This is a genomic window from Streptomyces sp. Tu6071 (genome assembly GCF_000213055.1).
Lineage (GTDB): Bacteria > Actinomycetota > Actinomycetes > Streptomycetales > Streptomycetaceae > Streptomyces > Streptomyces evansiae.
In genome coordinates, this window is sequence record NZ_CM001165.1 from 3,980,112 (window position 1) to 3,995,893 (window position 15,782).

A 15,782-nucleotide genomic window follows, 5' to 3' on the forward strand; every position below is an offset into this window, starting at 1 on the left:
GGGCGGGCGGGTCAGGCCGTGGCGAAGGACGGGTCCTTCATGACGAAGGTCGCCAGCGGCTGGGTCTCGCCCGAGGAGAGCGCGGTGAAGGTGACGCCGAGCGTGGCGGCGGACTTGCGGACGAGCTTGATGTCGTCCGAGGCCGTCACCTGGCCGCGCGGGATGACGAAGCGGTACGTGACATCCGCGCCGTCATGGAACTCCAGGCCGAGGGCGCGCTCGTCGAACTGCGGGCCGTCCGGCACGTCGTAGGTGAAGACACCCGGGTTCTCCGTGACGGGGCTGACGATGTCGCCGCCCATGAAGAACGGCAGCGTGTCCTCATTGAACTGGAGCATGGCGAACTTGAGCGTCAGGTCGCGGTCCGAGTAGACGAACCGCGCCGGGCTCACCGCCTGCCAGGTCTCCACCGGGTCGAGCTTGTCCTTCTTGGAGAAGGTCACGCCGTCGGTGGAGGTGTACCCGAGGTCGCGCCACACCTTGCTGTCCCAGTCGGCCGCCGGGTCGGCGGAGAACTCGGTCGGCGCGGGGGTGCCGGCCGGGGCCACGAGGATGCGGCCCGTACCGGCGATGCGGATCTCGGAGGAGTTGTTACCGGCCATGTGCTGGCTTCCTTTCGAGGGGTGGAGTGCCCCCGGCGAGGCGGGGGCGGCCGTGTCCCTGGGCGGGTACGGCGAGGGCCCCGCCGAGGGGTCGGCGGGGCCCGGTTCAGGGGGGCGGTACGGCGCGTGCGGCAGGCGCGGCCCTCAGGTCGTACGCCTGACGCGGCGCTCGGTCCGTGCGCCTGGCGCCGCGCTCGGTCCGTACGCCTGACGCGGCGCTCGGTCCGTGCGCCTGGCGCGGCGCTCAGCCCGCGCGCCCGGCGCCGCGCTCAGTCCGTGCGGACCGCCATGCGCAGGATGCAGACGTAGCGGTTGGCGCCCGCGTAGATGTAGTCGGGCAGCCAGCGCGGGCCGTCCTCCTCGGTCACCTCGCCGATGAACGAGGTGCCGAAGACGGTGCCTGTCGCGGCGAGCAGGGTGGCGCGGGCGGCGTTGGCGAGGGCGTGGGCCTGCGACTTCGTCGGCCCGTAGACCTCCAGTTGGATGAGCGGCTGGTCGACGTGCAGGTCGTCGACCCAGGCGCCGCCCATCCGCGAGACGAGCACGGCGAGCTGGGTGCCGTCGAAACCGTCCGGCGGGGCGTCGTCCACGTACGCCTCGGCGACTTCGGGCCGCTTCTTGAGCAGGTCCCGCACGATCGCCTGGACGTCCGGGAAGAACCCCGGCGCGGAAGTGGGCATGGGGTCACTCCTATCGAGTACGGGCCGGGGACAGAGGGAGTCCCGGCGCGGGCCCGTAAGGACGCGGGACACGACAGCGGCGGAGCCGGGCCCCCGGAGGGAGGTGGGCACAGCTCCGCCGCTGCACTCATAGTGATCCATGAATTGCGTGCGCGCAACCAACTTCCTGCGGGAGGGGCGTCGCGCCGGTCGCGGAGTGTCGCCGGGTCATATGACAGACGTTCGCCCGGCGGCTGCGTTACGCTGAACGCTCGATTCGAACATTGATTCGAACGGCTGCGAAGTGCGGCGTAACGGCCGCAGGCGTAAGGACGGTGGGTTCGTGACGAGGAACGGCGAACGGAGGCCGGTCACCGGCGGTGAACGATCGTGGTGACCGGTGGGGCGCGGGAACAGCTCGCGGATGTGACGGCGGCGGCGGTCGCGGTCGCCGTGGAGTCGGCGCGTACCGGCAAGTACAACGTCGAGACGGCCCGTACTCTCGCGGCGGTCGTCGGCGAGATGGGCGCGAGGATCGTGGGGGACGCGGAGCTGCGCGGCTTCTCCACGGGATGGCAGGAGGCGATGGCCACGAGAGCGCCGGCGCCCGCGAGAGCCCTGCGCGCGGCCGGTGCGGGCCCCCGCGGCGCGGCGGCCCCCGGCACCCGCCGTGCGGCGCCCGGCCCCGGGCCCGTACACCTCTGAGCCCCCGGAACCACCTCCGGCGACCCGGCACCCCGTGGTCCCCGCCGGGGCCCAGCGCCCCGGCACCCCGGCCGCGCGCTGCCCCCTCGTGCCGGAGCACGCGAACGCCCCTGGCCCGTACTCCCGTACGTGCCAGGGGCGTTGTGGTGTGCGCGGGGGCTTCAGTCCCGCGCGGAGCGGCGTCGGCCACGCGCCGCGCGCTCGGCGGCGAAGACGTCCTCCAGGCGGTAGAGGTGCGTCCTGCCCCGCTGGTCCGCCGGGCTCAGGTGCCCGAGCTGGACCCACTTCCTGATGGTCGCCGGCACGACCCCGGCCTCCCGCGCCGCGAGCGCGCCCGTGACGAGCGCGAGGCCGTACGCCGCCGGACGAGCGGCACCGCCGCGGGGGCTCATCGCCCACCGTCCCGCGTCACGTCCCACTCGGCGCGTTCCCACAGGTGCCGGAAGGCCGGGTCGCTCGCGCAGTCGCACGCCGGGTCGGCGCAGCGGCAGCCCGGGTTGACGCACAGGACGGCGTCCCGCTCGGGGAAGACGCGCAGCGAGACGGAGTCGCACCAGGGGCAGCGGCCGGGGAGCCGCACCATCTCCTCGGTCTCGCCGAGCGCGCGGGCGCAGCGCCGCGCCATGCGCCGCAGTTCGTCGCGGGCGTGCCGGGCGAGGGTCGGGTCGGCCGCGGTACGGCCGAGGAGCGCGGCGATCCGCGTCAGGCGCTCGGCGACGGGGGCGCGGCGTGGCCGCCCGTGCCCGAGCCGTTCGAACAGCGCCTCCTCCAGCTCGGTCACGCCGTCGCCGATGTCGCGCAGCGCGTCGGAGACGTGGAGGCGGATGGGGGCGGCTCCGTGTCCGGGCACGGCGAGGCCGTGGTGCTGCTCGTTGCGCAGCGCCTCGGCGCGCTCGACGGCGAGCAGCGCGGCGCGGGCGGCGCGCTCGGCGGGGCCGGGGGCGCGCGGCGCGGACGCGGGGCGGGCACCCGCGGAAGGGGCCAGTTCCTCGACCAGATCGGGGAGTTGGCGGGCGAGCAGGGCCGCCCAGAGCGTGGCGTCGCGCACGAAGGCGGCGGCGTCCTCGGAGGCGTCGGGTGCGGGGTGGGGCGCCGAGGCGGAAAGGGGGTTCGGCGCGGGGTGCGGTGCCGATGCGGAAAGGGGGTTCGGCGCGGGGTGGGGGTCCGGCGCCATGCGCGACGGCCGGCGCGGCGCGCGCGGGGGTTCGGGCGACACACCCGCCGGGGCGGTCGCGCTGCGGCTGTTCTTCCCACTCATCGCGGGTCCCTTCTGCTGCGGGTGGTGAGGACACGGGGGCGGTACGGGCCCGGGGCGGGGCACGTGGGGGCCCCGCGAGCGCGGTACGCGTACGGGGCCGGGCGGAACGGGGCGCCGCGAGCGTGACGCGGGTACGGGCCGTCCCGCTCCGTAGGGGCGCGACGCGGGTACGGACCATCCCGCCCCGTACGGGCGCGGCCCCCGCTCACGCCGCCACCCCGGCGCCTCGCGTACGACGGGCCTCCACCGGGCGCCCGTTGCGCCACAGCCGTCCCCCGCACACCCCGTCGAACCAGTGCCCGCCCGGGTCCACGGCCTCCTCGCACTCGCGCGTGACCGGGCAGCGCGCGCAGGCGCGCAGCGCCGGGGCCGCGAGCTTCTCGTGGCGGGCGAAGACCACCTCGGGCGGGAGCCCCAGACAGGCGGCGGAACGGGTCCAGGTCTCGGCGGGGAGGGCGAGGAGGGACAGATCCATCGGGCTGCTCCAGGTACGCGAGTGGCGGGTGGGACGGGTGAGCCGGGAGAGAACCGGAGCCGTGTACTTCACCCTGACAGATTGCGCGCGCACGCGCAATTACAAATCCGCGCCGCCACCCTTCCCGCCTCGCGGTTCCCACGCGCTCGTCACACCCCTCACCCCCTCGACAAGATCTTCACGTTGCGCACGCGAAAGCGCGTAATTCTGTGCGGGCAAGCGCGGTAGCCTGGGAGTCGCTTCGGAGGGAGGCAGTCGTGACCGTCAACGAACTGGACCGGTTCGCGGCCTGGATCGAGGACGAGATCCGGCGGCGCGGCTATGACATCGACAGCCCGCGCGGTGGCGGGAAGTCACGCCTCGCCGACGAGGCCGGCGTGCATCGCGCCGCCGTCACCCGGCTGTTGCAGCGGCAGAGCATGCCGGACCTGGAGACGATGCGCAGGCTCGCGCACGCGCTCGGCATCCCCGTCCGCGACATGCTGATCCACTCGGGCCAGCTCACCGAGGAGGAGCTTCCGCTGCCGGAGGCGGGTGAGGAGGGCGGCGCCGGGGCCGGTACGGGGCGGCTGAGCCTGGAGGAGGCCGCCGCCGCGCTCGGCGTGCCGCCCGAGCAGCGCGAGATGTTCCTGCGGGTCGCGGGGCAGTTCATCCCCGAGGAGCACACCGCGCGCGAGCTTCCCGCCCGCCGCAAGCGCAGGGGCTGAACGCGGGGCCGCGCGCAGCGGGCGAGTGGTGAGCGGCCGGCGGGCCGGAGGCTTGATGGGCCGGTGGTCTGGTGGCCCGGTGGCCCGGTGGTGGTGGTCCGGCCGACCCGGTGGGCCCAGCGGCTGAGCGGCCCCGGCGGCATAACGGCCCCGGACGCCCCACCACCCCACCACCCCAACGCCCCAGCGGCCCGGCAACCGCAGCGGCCCAACAGCCCAAGCGGTCCAGCACCTCAGCGCCCCGGCGCCCCGGCGCCCCGGCGCCCCGGCGCCCCGGCGCCCCGGCGCCCCGGCGCCCCGGCGCCCCGGCGCCCCGGCGCCCCGGCGCCCCGGCGCCCCGGCGCCCCGGCGCCCCGGCGCCCCGGCGCCCCGGCGCCCCGGCGCCCCGGCGCCCCGGCGGCCCGGTGCCCCAACGCCCGCGGCCCAGCGTCCCGACCCCCCAGCGTCCCGACCCCCCAGCATCCCGACGTCCCGGCGCCCCACCGTCCCGGCGCCCCACCGTCCCGACGTCCCGGCGCCCCACCGTCCCGGCATCCCGACGCCCCACCGCCCCCGACAGCCGAGCGCCCCCGCGCCTCCCCCCTCCCCGCCTCTCCGCCCTCGGGGGAGAGGGCTTTCCCCGGCTCTCGTCCGCACCCACCCGCCGCAAGATCCGGCAAGCTAAGCTGTCATCGAATCGTGCCCCATAGATTGACTGGATGTCACCTGTACGGGTCGGCGGGACAAACGGTGACTCCGGCGGAGAGGGGCGGGGACCGGCTGCCGGACGGGGCGCGCTCGCGCGAGAACGTCAGGAAGAGCCGCACGCAATGGTCGAGAGCGAGCAGGGCTCCCGGCCGGTCGCGGAGACGGACGGTGCCGCCGCCCGCCGCCGGGGCCCTTCGGTGGCGGGGACGGAGCCGGGCGGACTGCCCTCCCTCCTCGCGACCCTCGCCACCCTCTTGGAGGGCCACGCCCCCGAGGACCTGGTCCTGCTGCCGCGCACCGAGCTGGAACGCCGCGAGTTCCGCGCGTACGGCAGCGGCTGGCGCGACGCTGCCGCCGAGCACCGCACCCTCGCGCCCCGGCCGCCCGCCCGTACTCCGGGCCAAGCCGCGATCATCCCCTTCCGCCGCCGCGAGGCCCCGGCCGAATCCCCGCCGCAGGAGGCGGACCCGCCCGGGGTCCGCTCCGCGCCCGCCGCCTCGCACCGCCCCGCACTCGCCCCCAAGAGCCGCCGCTCGAAGGTCCCCACGATCCCCCGCCAGCCCGGACTCCGCCCGCGCGGTACCGGGGAGGAGGGGGAGAGCTGAGCGGGCGGCCGCTCAGCGCCGGTACGAGGCCACCGCCCAGGCCACGTCTCCAGTGCCCTCATCGGCGCGCATCTCGATGGTCGTGGTCCCGCGGGCACGCAGCCGCGTCACCGCTCCCGCGCAGCTCCGGGCCGAGGTGCCGAGCGGCTGGGCGGGCTCCGTCCCGAGCTCCAGCACGCCGCCGCCGCGGCACAGCAGGACGAGTTCCTCACCGCCGGGCCGCGCGCCGTCCAGAGTGATGCGGGTGACGCTCCCGGCGTGGGTGACACCGCTGCGGCGGACGTGTTCGCCGGACAGCCGCTCCCGCTCCAGTACCCGGCGCAAGGTCTCGCGCGTCCCGTCCGCGCCGCCGGACGGCCCCGTACCCTCGCCGCTCCCCGCGCCCGCGAGCGCGACGAGCACCGTCGCGCAGACCGCGCTGGAGACAACGGCTCTGCGCCGAGCGCGCTTTGGGTAAGGAGTCTCGTGTCCGTGCGGCCGGGGGAAGGCGGGGCGGACGGCCCGCGCGCGACGTCGTGCGCGGTGCGTACGGGGGAACGAGGGGAACAACGGGCCTCCAGCCGCGCGGGTTTCGCGGCGGCCCGTCGTCGCGGGAGTGCTACTCGCGCGGGTCCTTCGGGAGGGCCGCCATGATCAGGGGAAAGGCGTCGCTGCCGTGCAGCGCGAGCTTGTGCAGGCGCGTGAACGCGTCCTGGTAGAGGGCGACTTCGGTGCGCTGCTTGAGGGTCAGGAGAGCGGAGACGGTCTCGACGCTCGCCTCGCGGTCGTCGAAGAGCCAGAAGTCCTCGACGGGCCACATCCCGGCGCGCAGGGCGGTCCGGGGGATGATGCCGAGGCTCACGTTCGTGTAGGCCGAGACGGTGATGAGCCGGCTCAACTGCTCGACCATGACCTGGCGGTCGCCGAGCCGGTAGTGCAGGGCGGCCTCCTCCAGGACGATGGCGAAGCGCTTGCCGCCGTCCTTGAGGATCTGCTGCCGTTCCCTGCGCGCCCGTACGGTCTCCTCCAGGTCGTCCGGGACGGCGCGCCGGTCGCGGATCGCCGTCAGGACGGCGCGCGTGTAGGACTCGGTCTGGAGGATGCCGGGCAGCAGGCACTGGCTGTAGCTCTTGAAGCGCTGGGTGGCGCTCCACAGGGGGCGGGTGCGGTCGTGCGCGCGGCGCAGACCGTTGCGCTCCAGGTGGCGCCATTCGACGTACAGAAGCTCGATGTTCTGTGCCATGGCGACGAGTTCGTCGACGGTGCCGGGGGCGGCGCCGCAGGCTTCCGTCCACTTCGTGAGGTCCTGGACGGAAGGGAGGGCCTTGCCGTTCTCGACGCGACTGATCTTCGACTCGTGCCAGCCGCAGTCGGCGGCCAGCGCTCTCGCGGTGATGCCCCGCTGTCTGCGCAGGGCCCGTAAGCGGTTCCCCAGGGCGATCCGTGCGGCGTCGAAATCGGAGGAGGAAGACATGCCGTTCAGTCTGGCGTGCGCAAAGCCCTCGCCCCAAGCCGTCGTCGCCCGGATCACCCTGCTTGTCCGCAACGGCGCCTGAATTCCCGCTAGTTCTTCCGGTTCCGTTCGAGGGCCAGGACCTCTCCCGCGGTCGGGAAGAGGGCGAAGAGCCGCTTCGGGAACTCGACCACGGTCTCGTGGTCCGGTACGGAGAGGGAGTCCAGGCGGCTGGCGTCCTGGACGATCCAGGACTGGAGCAGGAAGGTGTCCGTCTCGTCGTCGTAGTACAGCGTGGGGCTGTTGTTGTTCGGGCTCGCGGGGTCTTTGCACACCAGGTGAATGGCCACGGGTAGTTACTCCCTCGAAGCTCGGGGTGACCGACTCCTGGAAGGATTGTCGCGACGCACGGTCACCGACCAGTCGCTTGCGCATATTTGCGCAAGGCATGTGGAGGCCGGGGGTACTTGCGCGATTTTGCGGGATCTTTTGCGAGGAAAAGGCAGGGTTTGCAGCGGATGAGGGAGAGCGGTTTCGGGGACGCCGGGGCGGGGCGGGGTGGTTCGGCGCGCGCTGAGACGGGGTCGGGGGCGCGTGCTTGCGGAGGTTTGCGCGAGGACGGGGAGGGGTGCGGGGCCTTTTGAGGTGATGACCGGGCGCGGGTCGCCGGGATCTGCCCGCCGCGGCTCGCGCGCCGGGATCTGTCCGCTGCCGCTCGCCCGCCGAGGCCCGGCCAGGGCTCGACCGCCGGGACCAACCGGTGCTCTTTTGGGCCGCCGGGACCAACCGGTGCTCGTCTGGGCCGCCGGTCCCGGCCAGGGCTCGCCTGCCGGGGCGCGAGCCGCCGGTCCCGGCCGGGGCTCGCCCGTCCGGTCCCGGCCGCTCCTCGCCTCAGCGGTTGACCGCGCGCATTCCCGCCTCGTCGTACCGCTCGCCCGCCGCCTTCGGCAGTTCGGCGTCGATGCGGGCGAGTTCGTCCGAGGTGAGCGTGACGTCCAGCGCTCCCACGTTCTGTTCGAGGTACGTGCGGCGCTTCGTGCCCGGGATCGGGACGAGGTCCTCGCCCTGGGCCAGGACCCAGGCGATGGCGAGCTGTGCGGGGGTGACGTCCTTCTCGGCGGCGATCTCCTTGACCTTCGCCGCGAGGCGCTGGTTCGCGGTGAGGTTGTCGCCGGTGAAGCGGGGGCCGTGGCGGCGGAAGTCGTTCTCGTCCAGCTCCTCGGGCGAGGAGAACCTGCCCGCGAGGAAACCGCGGCCGAGCGGCGAGTACGGCACGAAGCCGATGCCCAGCTCACGGCACGTGGGCAGGACCTCGGCCTCGGGGTCGCGGGTCCACAGCGAGTACTCCGTCTGCACGGCCGCGATCGGGTGCACCGCGTGCGCGCGCCGGATCGTCTGCGCGCTCGCCTCGCTCAGCCCGATGTGGCGGACCTTCCCCTCGGCGACCAGCTCCGCGAGCGCCCCGACCGTCTCCTCGATCGGTACATTGGGGTCGACCCGGTGCTGGTAGTAGAGGTCCACGTAGTCGGTCCCGAGCCGCTTGAGCGAGCCCTCGATCGACGTGCGCACGTGCTCCGCCGAACCATCCTGCCGCCCGACCGTGCTCGGGTCGCCCGGGACGGCGTCGTCCATCCGCAGGTTGAACTTCGTGGCGATCACGTACTCGTCGCGGTGGCCCTTGACCGCGCGCCCGACCAGCGACTCGTTGGTGAGCGGGCCGTACATCTGCGCGGTGTCGAGGAAGTCCACGCCCAGTTCGAGGGCGCGGTGGATCGTCTCGATCCCCTCCTTCTCGTCGGTGGTGCCGTAGAAGGCGGACATCCCCATGCAGCCGAGACCGAGCGGCGAGACCTCCAGGTCCCCGAGTGTGCGCTGCTTCATGTGCGTACGAGCCTTTCGTCGTGGCCTTCGTCCGGTTATGGGCAGCCGGTGCCAGGAAATGACGCTAGGAGATGGAGTGCGCTCGAAGTCAAGAGGCACCGTGCCGCGTCGGCCGCAAAAGGCACCGTGCCGCGTCGCCCGCAAGAGGCACTGTGCCGCCTCGCGCGCGGCCCCGTGCGCAACGGTCACGCGCCGGCCGGGCCTCCGGCACCGTCCCCCCGCTGGTCCAGCTCCTTCAGCGCCGCCCGTGCCAGGGGTGCGTGCAAGGGGCTGAAGTGCGGGTTCGTCGCGAGGGCCGTGCGCAGGCCGGTGCGGGCGGCGGCCTTGTCGCCGAGCGACTCGAGGATCATCGCGCGGTGGTACGTGAAGAGGGCGTTGCGGGTGCCGAGGGCGAGGGCGCGGTCCGCCTCGGTGAGGGCTTCGCGGTCGCGGCCGTTCTTGTGGAGGGCCCAGGCGAGGGCGTCGTGGGAGTCGAGGAAGGGGCGGCCGCGCAGCCCGGCGCGGGCGAGGGTCAGGGCGCGGCGGGGGTCGCCGTGGTCGGCCTCGAAGAGGGCCGCGTCGGAGTCGAGGGCGACTCCGTTGGCGGTGAAGAGGCGTTGTTCGGCGCGGAGGACGGCGAACTGGCGTTCCGCCTCGCGGTGTTGGCCGAGTGAGTCGTACAACTCGCCGAGCTGGACGAGGTACTCGGGCAGGGGCAGGGCCTGTACCGCCTTGCTCAGGTCCTCGGTGGCGGCCTGTCCCCGGCCGAGCGCGGCGCGGGCGCGGGCCCTGGCCTGGAGCAGTGAGGGGGCGCCGGGGGTGGCCCGGAGGCCCGCCTCGGCCTCGGAGAGGGCGGTCTCGGCGTCCCCGCTGCCGAAGGCGAGTTCGCTGAGGTAGTAGCGGGCGAAGGAGGTGTCGTCGGGGCCGTTCGCCGCGTCGAGCGCCCGCCGCATCGCGCTGCGCGCCGCGGTGGTGTCGCCGCGCAGTTCGGCGGCGTAGGAGGCGCGCGCGAAGGAGGGCGTGCCGGGCTTGAGGTCCACCATCCGCTGCACGGCGTCGGAGGCTTCGGCGTACCGGCCGAGCTGGGTGTAGGCGTCGGCGAGGGTGCCGTACAGGGTGGCGTTCCACGGGTTCGCCGCGACGGCGCGGCGGGCCCAGCCGAGGCCGTCGGCGAAGCGGTGGCGGGCGGCCTCCAGCGCGGCCATGCCGCCCATGGCGGTGAAGTTGTCGGTCTTCTCGGCCGCCAGGGAGCGGCGCAGGACCGCCTCGGCCTTCGGGTAGTACGAGGGATCACCGCTGGTACGGGCCTTCTGCACGTAGGCGAGGCCGAGGGCGCCGAGGGCCTCGGGGTCGCGCGGGGTGTCCCGTACGCGCGCCTGGAGCGTGGCCAGGTCCGTCGCGCGGGCCGCCGTCCGCGGCACGGGGGGCCCGGCGGGGGCGTGGGCGGGGCGGGCCGCCTCCTCGGGGGCGAGGCCGAGCCCTCCGGCGAGGAAGAGGCTCACGCCGAGGGCGGGGACCGCGACGAGGGTCGCGAGGTGCCGACGGGACCAGTGGGGGCGGGGGCCGCTCACGTGCGTGCTCCAAAGGGTGGGAGGGAAGGCGAGGGTGACGGGAACTCAGTCGGCCAGTGCCGCGAAGACGACGACGTTGTCCTGGTAGCCGCGCCCCGGGCCCTCGTAGGCTCCGCCGCACGTGATGAGGCGCAGCGCGGGCGGCCCGCTGGTCGCGTAGACCTGGCTGTCGGGGACGGCGTTCTTCTCGTACTGGCGCAGGGCCCGGACGACGAAGGCGACGGTGCTCCCGTCGGCGCGCGTGACAGTGACGCGGGCGCCGGGGCGCAGTGAGGCGACGTTGTAGAAGGCCGCCGGGCCCTTCTCCGAGTCGAGGTGGCCGACGAGGACGGCGGCGCCGTTCTCGCCGGGGCGCGGCCCGTCGCTCCACCAGCCCGCCCGCGCGGGGTCGGTGGGCACGGCGAGGTGCCCGTCCTGCTGGACGCGCAGCCCGGTGAGCCGTTCGTCGAGGTTGATGGAGGGGATGCGGACGCGGACGGGCGCGGCGGGCCGGGCGGTGGCGGAGGCGGGGGCGCGCGTGGCCGGTGCCGCGTCCGTGGGGACGGGGACGGTGCCCGCCTCGCGCACGTGGACCTCGCGGGGCCGCGGCTCGACGAGGGCCGCGGCCCCGGCGCCTGCGGCGACGGCGGCACCGAGGCACAGTGCGGCTGCTCCCAGCCACCAGCGGGACGGGCGCCCGCCCTCCGCGAGGGAGGGCGGGCGCCGCTCGGGGTGCGGACCGGTCATGCCCGCTCGGCGCGCCTGCGGCGCAGGGCCAGGGCCCCGGCGCACGCGAGGAGCGCGCCGCCGCCCGCGACGGTGACGGGCAGCACGGGGAAGCCGTCGCCGGCGGCCGTACCGCCGAGACCGGCGCCGACGCCGCCCTCGGGGTGCAGCGAGTCGGCCTGGTTGACGGCCGCCGTGTTGGGGAGCGCGACGTACGGGAAGCTCGCGCCCGGCTGGCGGTAGGGGGTGTCCACTGCGTCGCCCGCCGCGAGCGCCGGGACGATCTTCCCGGTCTGGGCGGCGCCTTCGAGGGCCTGGAGCTCGATGTCGACGACGTCGTCGTCGAGACGGCGGCCGTTGGGGAAGCCCGCGAGGTCGTTGCCGAGGACGCCGAGGCGGTTGGGCTTCGCGGTGGGCGGCACCGCCATGTTCAGGCGCAGTTCCTCGGCGGGGACGAACGCCTTCTTGTCGGCGTCGGCGTTGAGGAGCTGCGAGTTGAGGTCGGCCTTGATCGGGCCGCACGCCTTGCAGATGCCGGTGAGGAAGATCTCGACGAGGTCATTGCGCGGGGTCGCGGGCGCGGGGACGCCGTAGATCTTCTGGATGAGCTTCGGGACGATCGGGTCCTTCACCTTGTCGACGACCGGGGTGACGGTGTGGTCGAGGTCGGGGGTGAGGGCGTTGAAGGCGTCCTTGTACTTGAGCGGGACGACGACCTCGTTGACGAGCGGGTTGCCGAGGCGCGAGACCTGGCGCCAGCCGGTGTCGTGGTGGCCCATGCCGTCCTCGCGGCGCTTGCCGTCGTCGGCGGGCACCTCCTTGGCGCGCGGGGCGGGTGTGCCCTCGCTGCCCTTGCCCTGCGCGCCCGCGACGGCCGTGCCCTGCCGGTCGGTCGTCGACCACACGCCGATCACGGGGTTGCGGCTGTGGTCGCCGTTGAGGGCCACGGACTTCTTCGGCACCTGGAGGGCGATGGTGTTGACGTTGTACCCGGCGAGCGTGTTGTGACCGGTCTCCTTGAGGTTGCCCCCGTAGAGCAGGTCGAAGATCCGCAGGTCGAGGAAGAACGGGTCGGACGCCTGCCCGGCGTAGGTCTGGCCGCCGTCGGGGAGCCCGACGATCGCCTGCTCGCGCAGCGCGGCGTAGTCGGGCATCGACGCCTTGCCGACGTTGGAGGGCGCGGCGGGGGCGTCCTCGACGAGCGTCGTCGTGTTGCCGTGCGCGTCCGTCGAGGTCAGCGTGTACGTCTGACGGAAGTTGAGCGTCTTGTCGTGCACGGAGTTCACGACGCCGGTGTTGTACAGGAACTGGTTGGCCGCGTCCCGTACGTGGTCGGTGAACTTCCACGTGTACGTGGTGTCGGGCTTGCCGTCGCCGTCCGCGTCGATCTTGATGTTGTAGCGCGCGTCGTTGGCGAAGGGGTAGAAGTTCGGGCCCCCGTTCGGTTCCTCGAAGGGAATCCAGTTCGCCACCAGGGTGACGGTGTCCGGCTTGTCGGGGCTGGTGAAGGCGTACACGTCGGTGTTGTCGGCCTTCGGGTCGCCCGAGGTGAGCGGGGCCTCGCGGTGGCTGGACGCCGCACTGTTCGTGGGCGCGAGACCGGTGACCGCCGCGGCGGTCACGAGCGAGAGCGTGCCCGCGCAGGCGAGGACGCGCTCGGCGCGCTTGGAGAGCGTACGGGCCCGACGGGGACGCGTCGTGGGAGAGGACTGCATGGCCATCCGTTCCGGGTGGAGCCGCGAGCCGTCCGAGGGGTGAGGGCGAGCGGACAGAGGTGAACTGTGGTGGCTCGGGCACACCGGACCCGCGCGCAGTCCGTACGACGAACGACTGATGACGGACGACGGGCGACGGGCGGTATAGGGCGAAACAGATAATCCGGTTATGTGACGCAAAGCCACCCATAGAGCACCACGGGTGCACGGCCGCCGCAACGACGTGGGGCCGAACGGGAGGAGCGCAACCCGAGCGGCCCTACGGCCGGGAGAGGTGGGGCGGGGGCGTGCGGGGCGGCCGGTGGCGGGGTGGGGCCGGTGGCGCGGGGCGGGGACTGCCGCGGGGTGGGGTCCGGTCGCGCGGGGCGGGGTCGGTCGCCGGGGAGGTCGGTCCCGGGTGCGGACGATTCGCGGTGCGGACGGTCGCGAGGGCGGAGCGCGGGGGCCGCGCGCGGAGCGGCCACTGGGCTGTCGCGTGGCAAGTGCTGGTCCGGGTGGGTGGCGGCCCCGGTGGGCCGGGCCGGGCAGGGCCGTCGCGGGTACGGATGTGGCTCCGTCCGTGACGACGGCCCGGCGGATCGCGTACCGCCGCCCTCGCCCGCCCCGGGACCCCGGCCGCCGATCCGTCCGCGCCAGTGGTGCTGTCCCGGGCGGTCCCCTACGTCTCAGCCCCAGCCCGTCGATCGCCGGAGCCGCACAGCATGTCCCCGCCCCTCAGCCCCGCCGCCCCGCCCCGCCCCTCCTCCCGCGCCCGCCTCTCCACCCGCGCCGCCCGCACCTCCCGTTTCCGCCGCGCCCGTCGCGTGTTCGCCGTCGTCGCGGGGCTCGGGCTGTGGTGCGGGGCGGCCCCGGCCGCCGAGGCGCACCCCCTCGGCAACTTCTCGGTCAACGAGTACACGGGCCTCACCCTGCGCCCCGACCGCGTGGACGCCCTCCGCGTCACCGACACCGCCGAGATCCCCACCCTCCAGGCGGCGCCCTCCCTCGACACGGACGGCGACGGCACGGCGGACGCCGGGGAACGGGCGGCCTGGGCCGCGAACCGCTGCGCCGACGCCGCGCGCACCCTGGACGTGTCGGCGCCGGACCGGCTCTCCTGGCGCGTGACCTCGGCGCGCTTCGCCTACGCGGCGGGCCAGGGCGGGCTGCGCACCGGCCGTCTCGAATGCCGCATGAACGCCCCGCTGACCATCGGCACCGAGCCGGTGCGCCTGAACGTGCGCACGGGCGACGACGCGAAACGCGTGGGCTGGCACGAGATCACCGCGAAGGGCGAGGGCGTGCGGCTGCGCGACTCCACCGCGCCCCGCACCTCCCCCAGCAAGGAACTGCGCGACTACCCACGGGACTTGCTCTCCACCCCCCGGGGCGACACGAGCGCGCGGCTCACCGCCGTCGCGGGGGCGGCGACGGACGGCGCGAGCGGCGCGCAGGCCCCCGCCCCCTCCCTGGGCAACGGCCCCGCCGCGCAGGTCGAGGCCCTGTCCCAGCGCCTCCTCGCCCTCACCGGCACCCAGGACCTGACGCTCACGGTCGGACTCCTCGCCGTCCTCCTCTCGCTGCTCCTCGGCGCCGGGCACGCGCTCCTGCCCGGCCACGGCAAGACGGTCATGGCCGCCTACCTGGCGGGCCGACGCGGCAGCGCGCGGGACGCCGTGGTGGTCGGCGCGACCGTGACGCTCACCCACACCCTGGGGGTGGTGGTCCTCGGACTGGCCCTCACGAGTTTCTCGTGGCTGGCGGGGGACACGGTCCTCGCCTGGCTCGGGGTGGTGAGCGGCGCGCTGGTGGCGCTGGTCGGCGCGATGCTCGTGGTCGAGGCGGTACGTCGTGCCCGCGCCGCACGGGCGCACGCGGTCGCGCACGTACGGGCCGGGCTCCCCGCCCAGCCGCACGAGGCGGCGAGCACCCCCGAGGCGCTGGTCCCGTCCGGCCCCCCGTACGAGCCGACGCGAACCCCGGCCACCCGCGGTACCGACAGCCCCGACCACGGCCACGCGCACCCGCACGGACATGACCACCCTCACCCTCACGCCCACGATCACCCGCACGCGCATGGCCACGCACACGACCACGTGCACCCGCACTCCCACGACCACGGCAGCCCCCACACCCCCGAAAAACCGCACCGGCACGGTCTGTTCGGCCACCACGACCACACCCACGGCCCGCACAGCCACACGCACGACCTCCCCGCCGCGGGCCAGCCGTTCGGCTTGCGCGGGCTGATCGGCCTGGGGGTCGCCGGTGGCCTCGTGCCGAGCCCGTCCGCGCTCGTCGTGCTGCTCGGCGCCATCGGCCTGGGCCGCACGCTCTTCGGCGCGAGCCTCGTCCTCGTCTACGGGCTGGGCATGGCGGCGACGCTCACCGCGGTGGGCCTGCTCCTCGTCCGCCTCGGCGAGCGCGCGCAGCGGATCGCCGAACGCCCCGCCTTCGCCCTCCTGCGCCGCCTCGCCCCGTACACCGCCCTGCTCACCGCGACCCTCGTCCTCGTCGTGGGCCTCGGCCTGATCATCCGCAGCCTCCCCCCGGTGCTCTGACCCCCGCAGGGGATGCGGTCGCGGCTCGGTCGCCCGGTGGCGAGGACGGTGAGGGGCCGGGGCGCCCCCGAGCCGACAGGGCACTGGCGCTGAGGCGCCCGAAAACCGGTGGAGCGGTGCCGCTTCTCGCAAGTGCCTTGCCGCCGGGACGGGTTGTCCGGCCGCCGACCGATCGCTGAGGGCCGCGACCTCGCGCGGGGCGAGGCCGAGCGACTGATCACGAAGGGCGCACTTGTCTCGGCGACCCGGCTGAGCGGCAAC

General features: G+C 74.7%; 16 protein-coding genes. 4 read left to right on the forward strand and 12 right to left on the reverse strand.

Annotated elements, in window-relative coordinates; all coding sequences use genetic code 11:
- Positions 1-11 precede the first annotated feature (11 nt).
- Positions 12-602: a hypothetical protein gene (locus tag STTU_RS16495; RefSeq protein ID WP_007824849.1), complete on the reverse strand. Its 591-nt coding sequence runs from the start codon at positions 600-602 to the stop codon at positions 12-14.
- A gap of 269 nt (positions 603-871) precedes the next feature.
- A complete protein-coding gene (locus tag STTU_RS16500; RefSeq protein ID WP_007824850.1) occupies positions 872-1,282 on the reverse strand; it encodes a hypothetical protein in 411 nt (136 codons plus the stop codon).
- Between the two features lie 369 nt (positions 1,283-1,651).
- Between STTU_RS16500 and STTU_RS16505 the strand changes: the two genes are divergently transcribed.
- Positions 1,652-1,966: a hypothetical protein gene (locus STTU_RS16505; RefSeq protein ID WP_052862377.1), complete on the forward strand. Its 315-nt coding sequence runs from the start codon at positions 1,652-1,654 to the stop codon at positions 1,964-1,966.
- 161 nt (positions 1,967-2,127) lie between these two features.
- On the opposite strand, the gene STTU_RS16510 is transcribed toward STTU_RS16505, so the two are convergent.
- The 3 genes from STTU_RS16510 to STTU_RS16520 all read right to left on the reverse strand — a co-directional run bounded on the left by STTU_RS16510 (position 2,128) and on the right by STTU_RS16520 (position 3,699).
- Entirely contained in the window at positions 2,128-2,358 is a 231-nt protein-coding gene (locus tag STTU_RS16510; RefSeq protein ID WP_043255417.1) for a MerR family transcriptional regulator, read from the reverse strand.
- Positions 2,355-3,224 (reverse strand): hypothetical protein, encoded by an 870-nt coding sequence (locus STTU_RS16515; RefSeq protein ID WP_234019247.1) that lies wholly within the window; start codon positions 3,222-3,224, stop codon positions 2,355-2,357. Before STTU_RS16515 ends, STTU_RS16510 begins: the two co-directional genes overlap by 4 nt.
- A 205-nt stretch (positions 3,225-3,429) precedes the next feature.
- A complete protein-coding gene (locus tag STTU_RS16520; protein WP_043255419.1) occupies positions 3,430-3,699 on the reverse strand; it encodes a WhiB family transcriptional regulator in 270 nt (89 codons plus the stop codon).
- A 257-nt stretch (positions 3,700-3,956) separates the two neighbouring features.
- Here STTU_RS16520 and STTU_RS16525 point away from each other — a divergent pair, with 257 nt between their 5' ends.
- Both STTU_RS16525 and STTU_RS16530 read left to right on the forward strand, forming a co-directional pair.
- On the forward strand, positions 3,957-4,406 hold the full coding sequence (locus STTU_RS16525; RefSeq protein ID WP_007824858.1) for a helix-turn-helix domain-containing protein: 450 nt from the start codon (positions 3,957-3,959) through the stop codon (positions 4,404-4,406).
- Positions 4,407-5,215: 809 nt separating this feature from the next.
- Positions 5,216-5,698, forward strand: coding sequence for a hypothetical protein (locus STTU_RS16530; protein WP_043255421.1), 483 nt, complete (start codon positions 5,216-5,218; stop codon positions 5,696-5,698).
- 12 nt (positions 5,699-5,710) lie between these two features.
- Here STTU_RS16530 and STTU_RS16535 read toward each other — a convergent pair whose 3' ends face one another.
- The 7 genes from STTU_RS16535 to STTU_RS16565 form a co-directional block, all read right to left on the reverse strand.
- The gene (locus STTU_RS16535; RefSeq protein WP_007824860.1) at positions 5,711-6,100 is read right to left on the reverse strand and encodes a hypothetical protein; all 390 of its coding nucleotides are present in this window, start codon (positions 6,098-6,100) and stop codon (positions 5,711-5,713) included.
- A gap of 196 nt (positions 6,101-6,296) precedes the next feature.
- A complete protein-coding gene (locus STTU_RS16540; protein WP_007824861.1) occupies positions 6,297-7,151 on the reverse strand; it encodes a helix-turn-helix domain-containing protein in 855 nt (284 codons plus the stop codon).
- Positions 7,152-7,240: 89 nt separating this feature from the next.
- Positions 7,241-7,480 (reverse strand): hypothetical protein, encoded by a 240-nt coding sequence (locus tag STTU_RS16545; RefSeq protein ID WP_007824863.1) that lies wholly within the window; start codon positions 7,478-7,480, stop codon positions 7,241-7,243.
- Positions 7,481-8,021: 541 nt separating this feature from the next.
- On the reverse strand, positions 8,022-9,011 hold the full coding sequence (locus STTU_RS16550; RefSeq protein ID WP_007824865.1) for an aldo/keto reductase: 990 nt from the start codon (positions 9,009-9,011) through the stop codon (positions 8,022-8,024).
- A 185-nt stretch (positions 9,012-9,196) separates the two neighbouring features.
- On the reverse strand, positions 9,197-10,561 hold the full coding sequence (locus STTU_RS16555; RefSeq protein WP_007824866.1) for a tetratricopeptide repeat protein: 1,365 nt from the start codon (positions 10,559-10,561) through the stop codon (positions 9,197-9,199).
- A 45-nt stretch (positions 10,562-10,606) separates the two neighbouring features.
- Positions 10,607-11,287, reverse strand: coding sequence for a class F sortase (locus STTU_RS16560; RefSeq protein WP_063894611.1), 681 nt, complete (start codon positions 11,285-11,287; stop codon positions 10,607-10,609).
- Positions 11,284-12,981: a DUF4331 domain-containing protein gene (locus tag STTU_RS16565; protein ID WP_007824868.1), complete on the reverse strand. Its 1,698-nt coding sequence runs from the start codon at positions 12,979-12,981 to the stop codon at positions 11,284-11,286. The genes STTU_RS16560 and STTU_RS16565 overlap by 4 nt, the downstream gene beginning before the upstream one ends.
- Positions 12,982-13,682: 701 nt before the next feature.
- Between STTU_RS16565 and STTU_RS16570 the strand changes: the two genes are divergently transcribed.
- Complete coding sequence (locus tag STTU_RS16570) at positions 13,683-15,521, forward strand: nickel/cobalt transporter (RefSeq protein ID WP_007824869.1); 1,839 nt, start codon at positions 13,683-13,685, stop codon at positions 15,519-15,521.
- Positions 15,522-15,782 lie beyond the last annotated feature (261 nt).

Bases quoted from the DNA above. Each gene is read 5' to 3' on its own strand.
- STTU_RS16570 (WP_007824869.1), top strand. From the start codon at position 13,683: ATGTCCCCGCCCCTCAGCCCCGCCGCCCCGCCCCGCCCCTCCTCCCGC.
- STTU_RS16550 (WP_007824865.1), bottom strand. From the start codon at position 9,011: ATGAAGCAGCGCACACTCGGGGACCTGGAGGTCTCGCCGCTCGGTCTC.
- STTU_RS16495 (WP_007824849.1), bottom strand. From the start codon at position 602: ATGGCCGGTAACAACTCCTCCGAGATCCGCATCGCCGGTACGGGCCGC.
- STTU_RS16520 (WP_043255419.1), bottom strand. From the start codon at position 3,699: ATGGATCTGTCCCTCCTCGCCCTCCCCGCCGAGACCTGGACCCGTTCC.
- STTU_RS16530 (WP_043255421.1), top strand. From the start codon at position 5,216: ATGGTCGAGAGCGAGCAGGGCTCCCGGCCGGTCGCGGAGACGGACGGT.
- STTU_RS16515 (WP_234019247.1), bottom strand. From the start codon at position 3,224: ATGAGTGGGAAGAACAGCCGCAGCGCGACCGCCCCGGCGGGTGTGTCG.
- STTU_RS16560 (WP_063894611.1), bottom strand. From the start codon at position 11,287: ATGACCGGTCCGCACCCCGAGCGGCGCCCGCCCTCCCTCGCGGAGGGC.
- STTU_RS16500 (WP_007824850.1), bottom strand. From the start codon at position 1,282: ATGCCCACTTCCGCGCCGGGGTTCTTCCCGGACGTCCAGGCGATCGTG.
- STTU_RS16540 (WP_007824861.1), bottom strand. From the start codon at position 7,151: ATGTCTTCCTCCTCCGATTTCGACGCCGCACGGATCGCCCTGGGGAAC.
- STTU_RS16510 (WP_043255417.1), bottom strand. From the start codon at position 2,358: ATGAGCCCCCGCGGCGGTGCCGCTCGTCCGGCGGCGTACGGCCTCGCG.
- STTU_RS16565 (WP_007824868.1), bottom strand. From the start codon at position 12,981: ATGCAGTCCTCTCCCACGACGCGTCCCCGTCGGGCCCGTACGCTCTCC.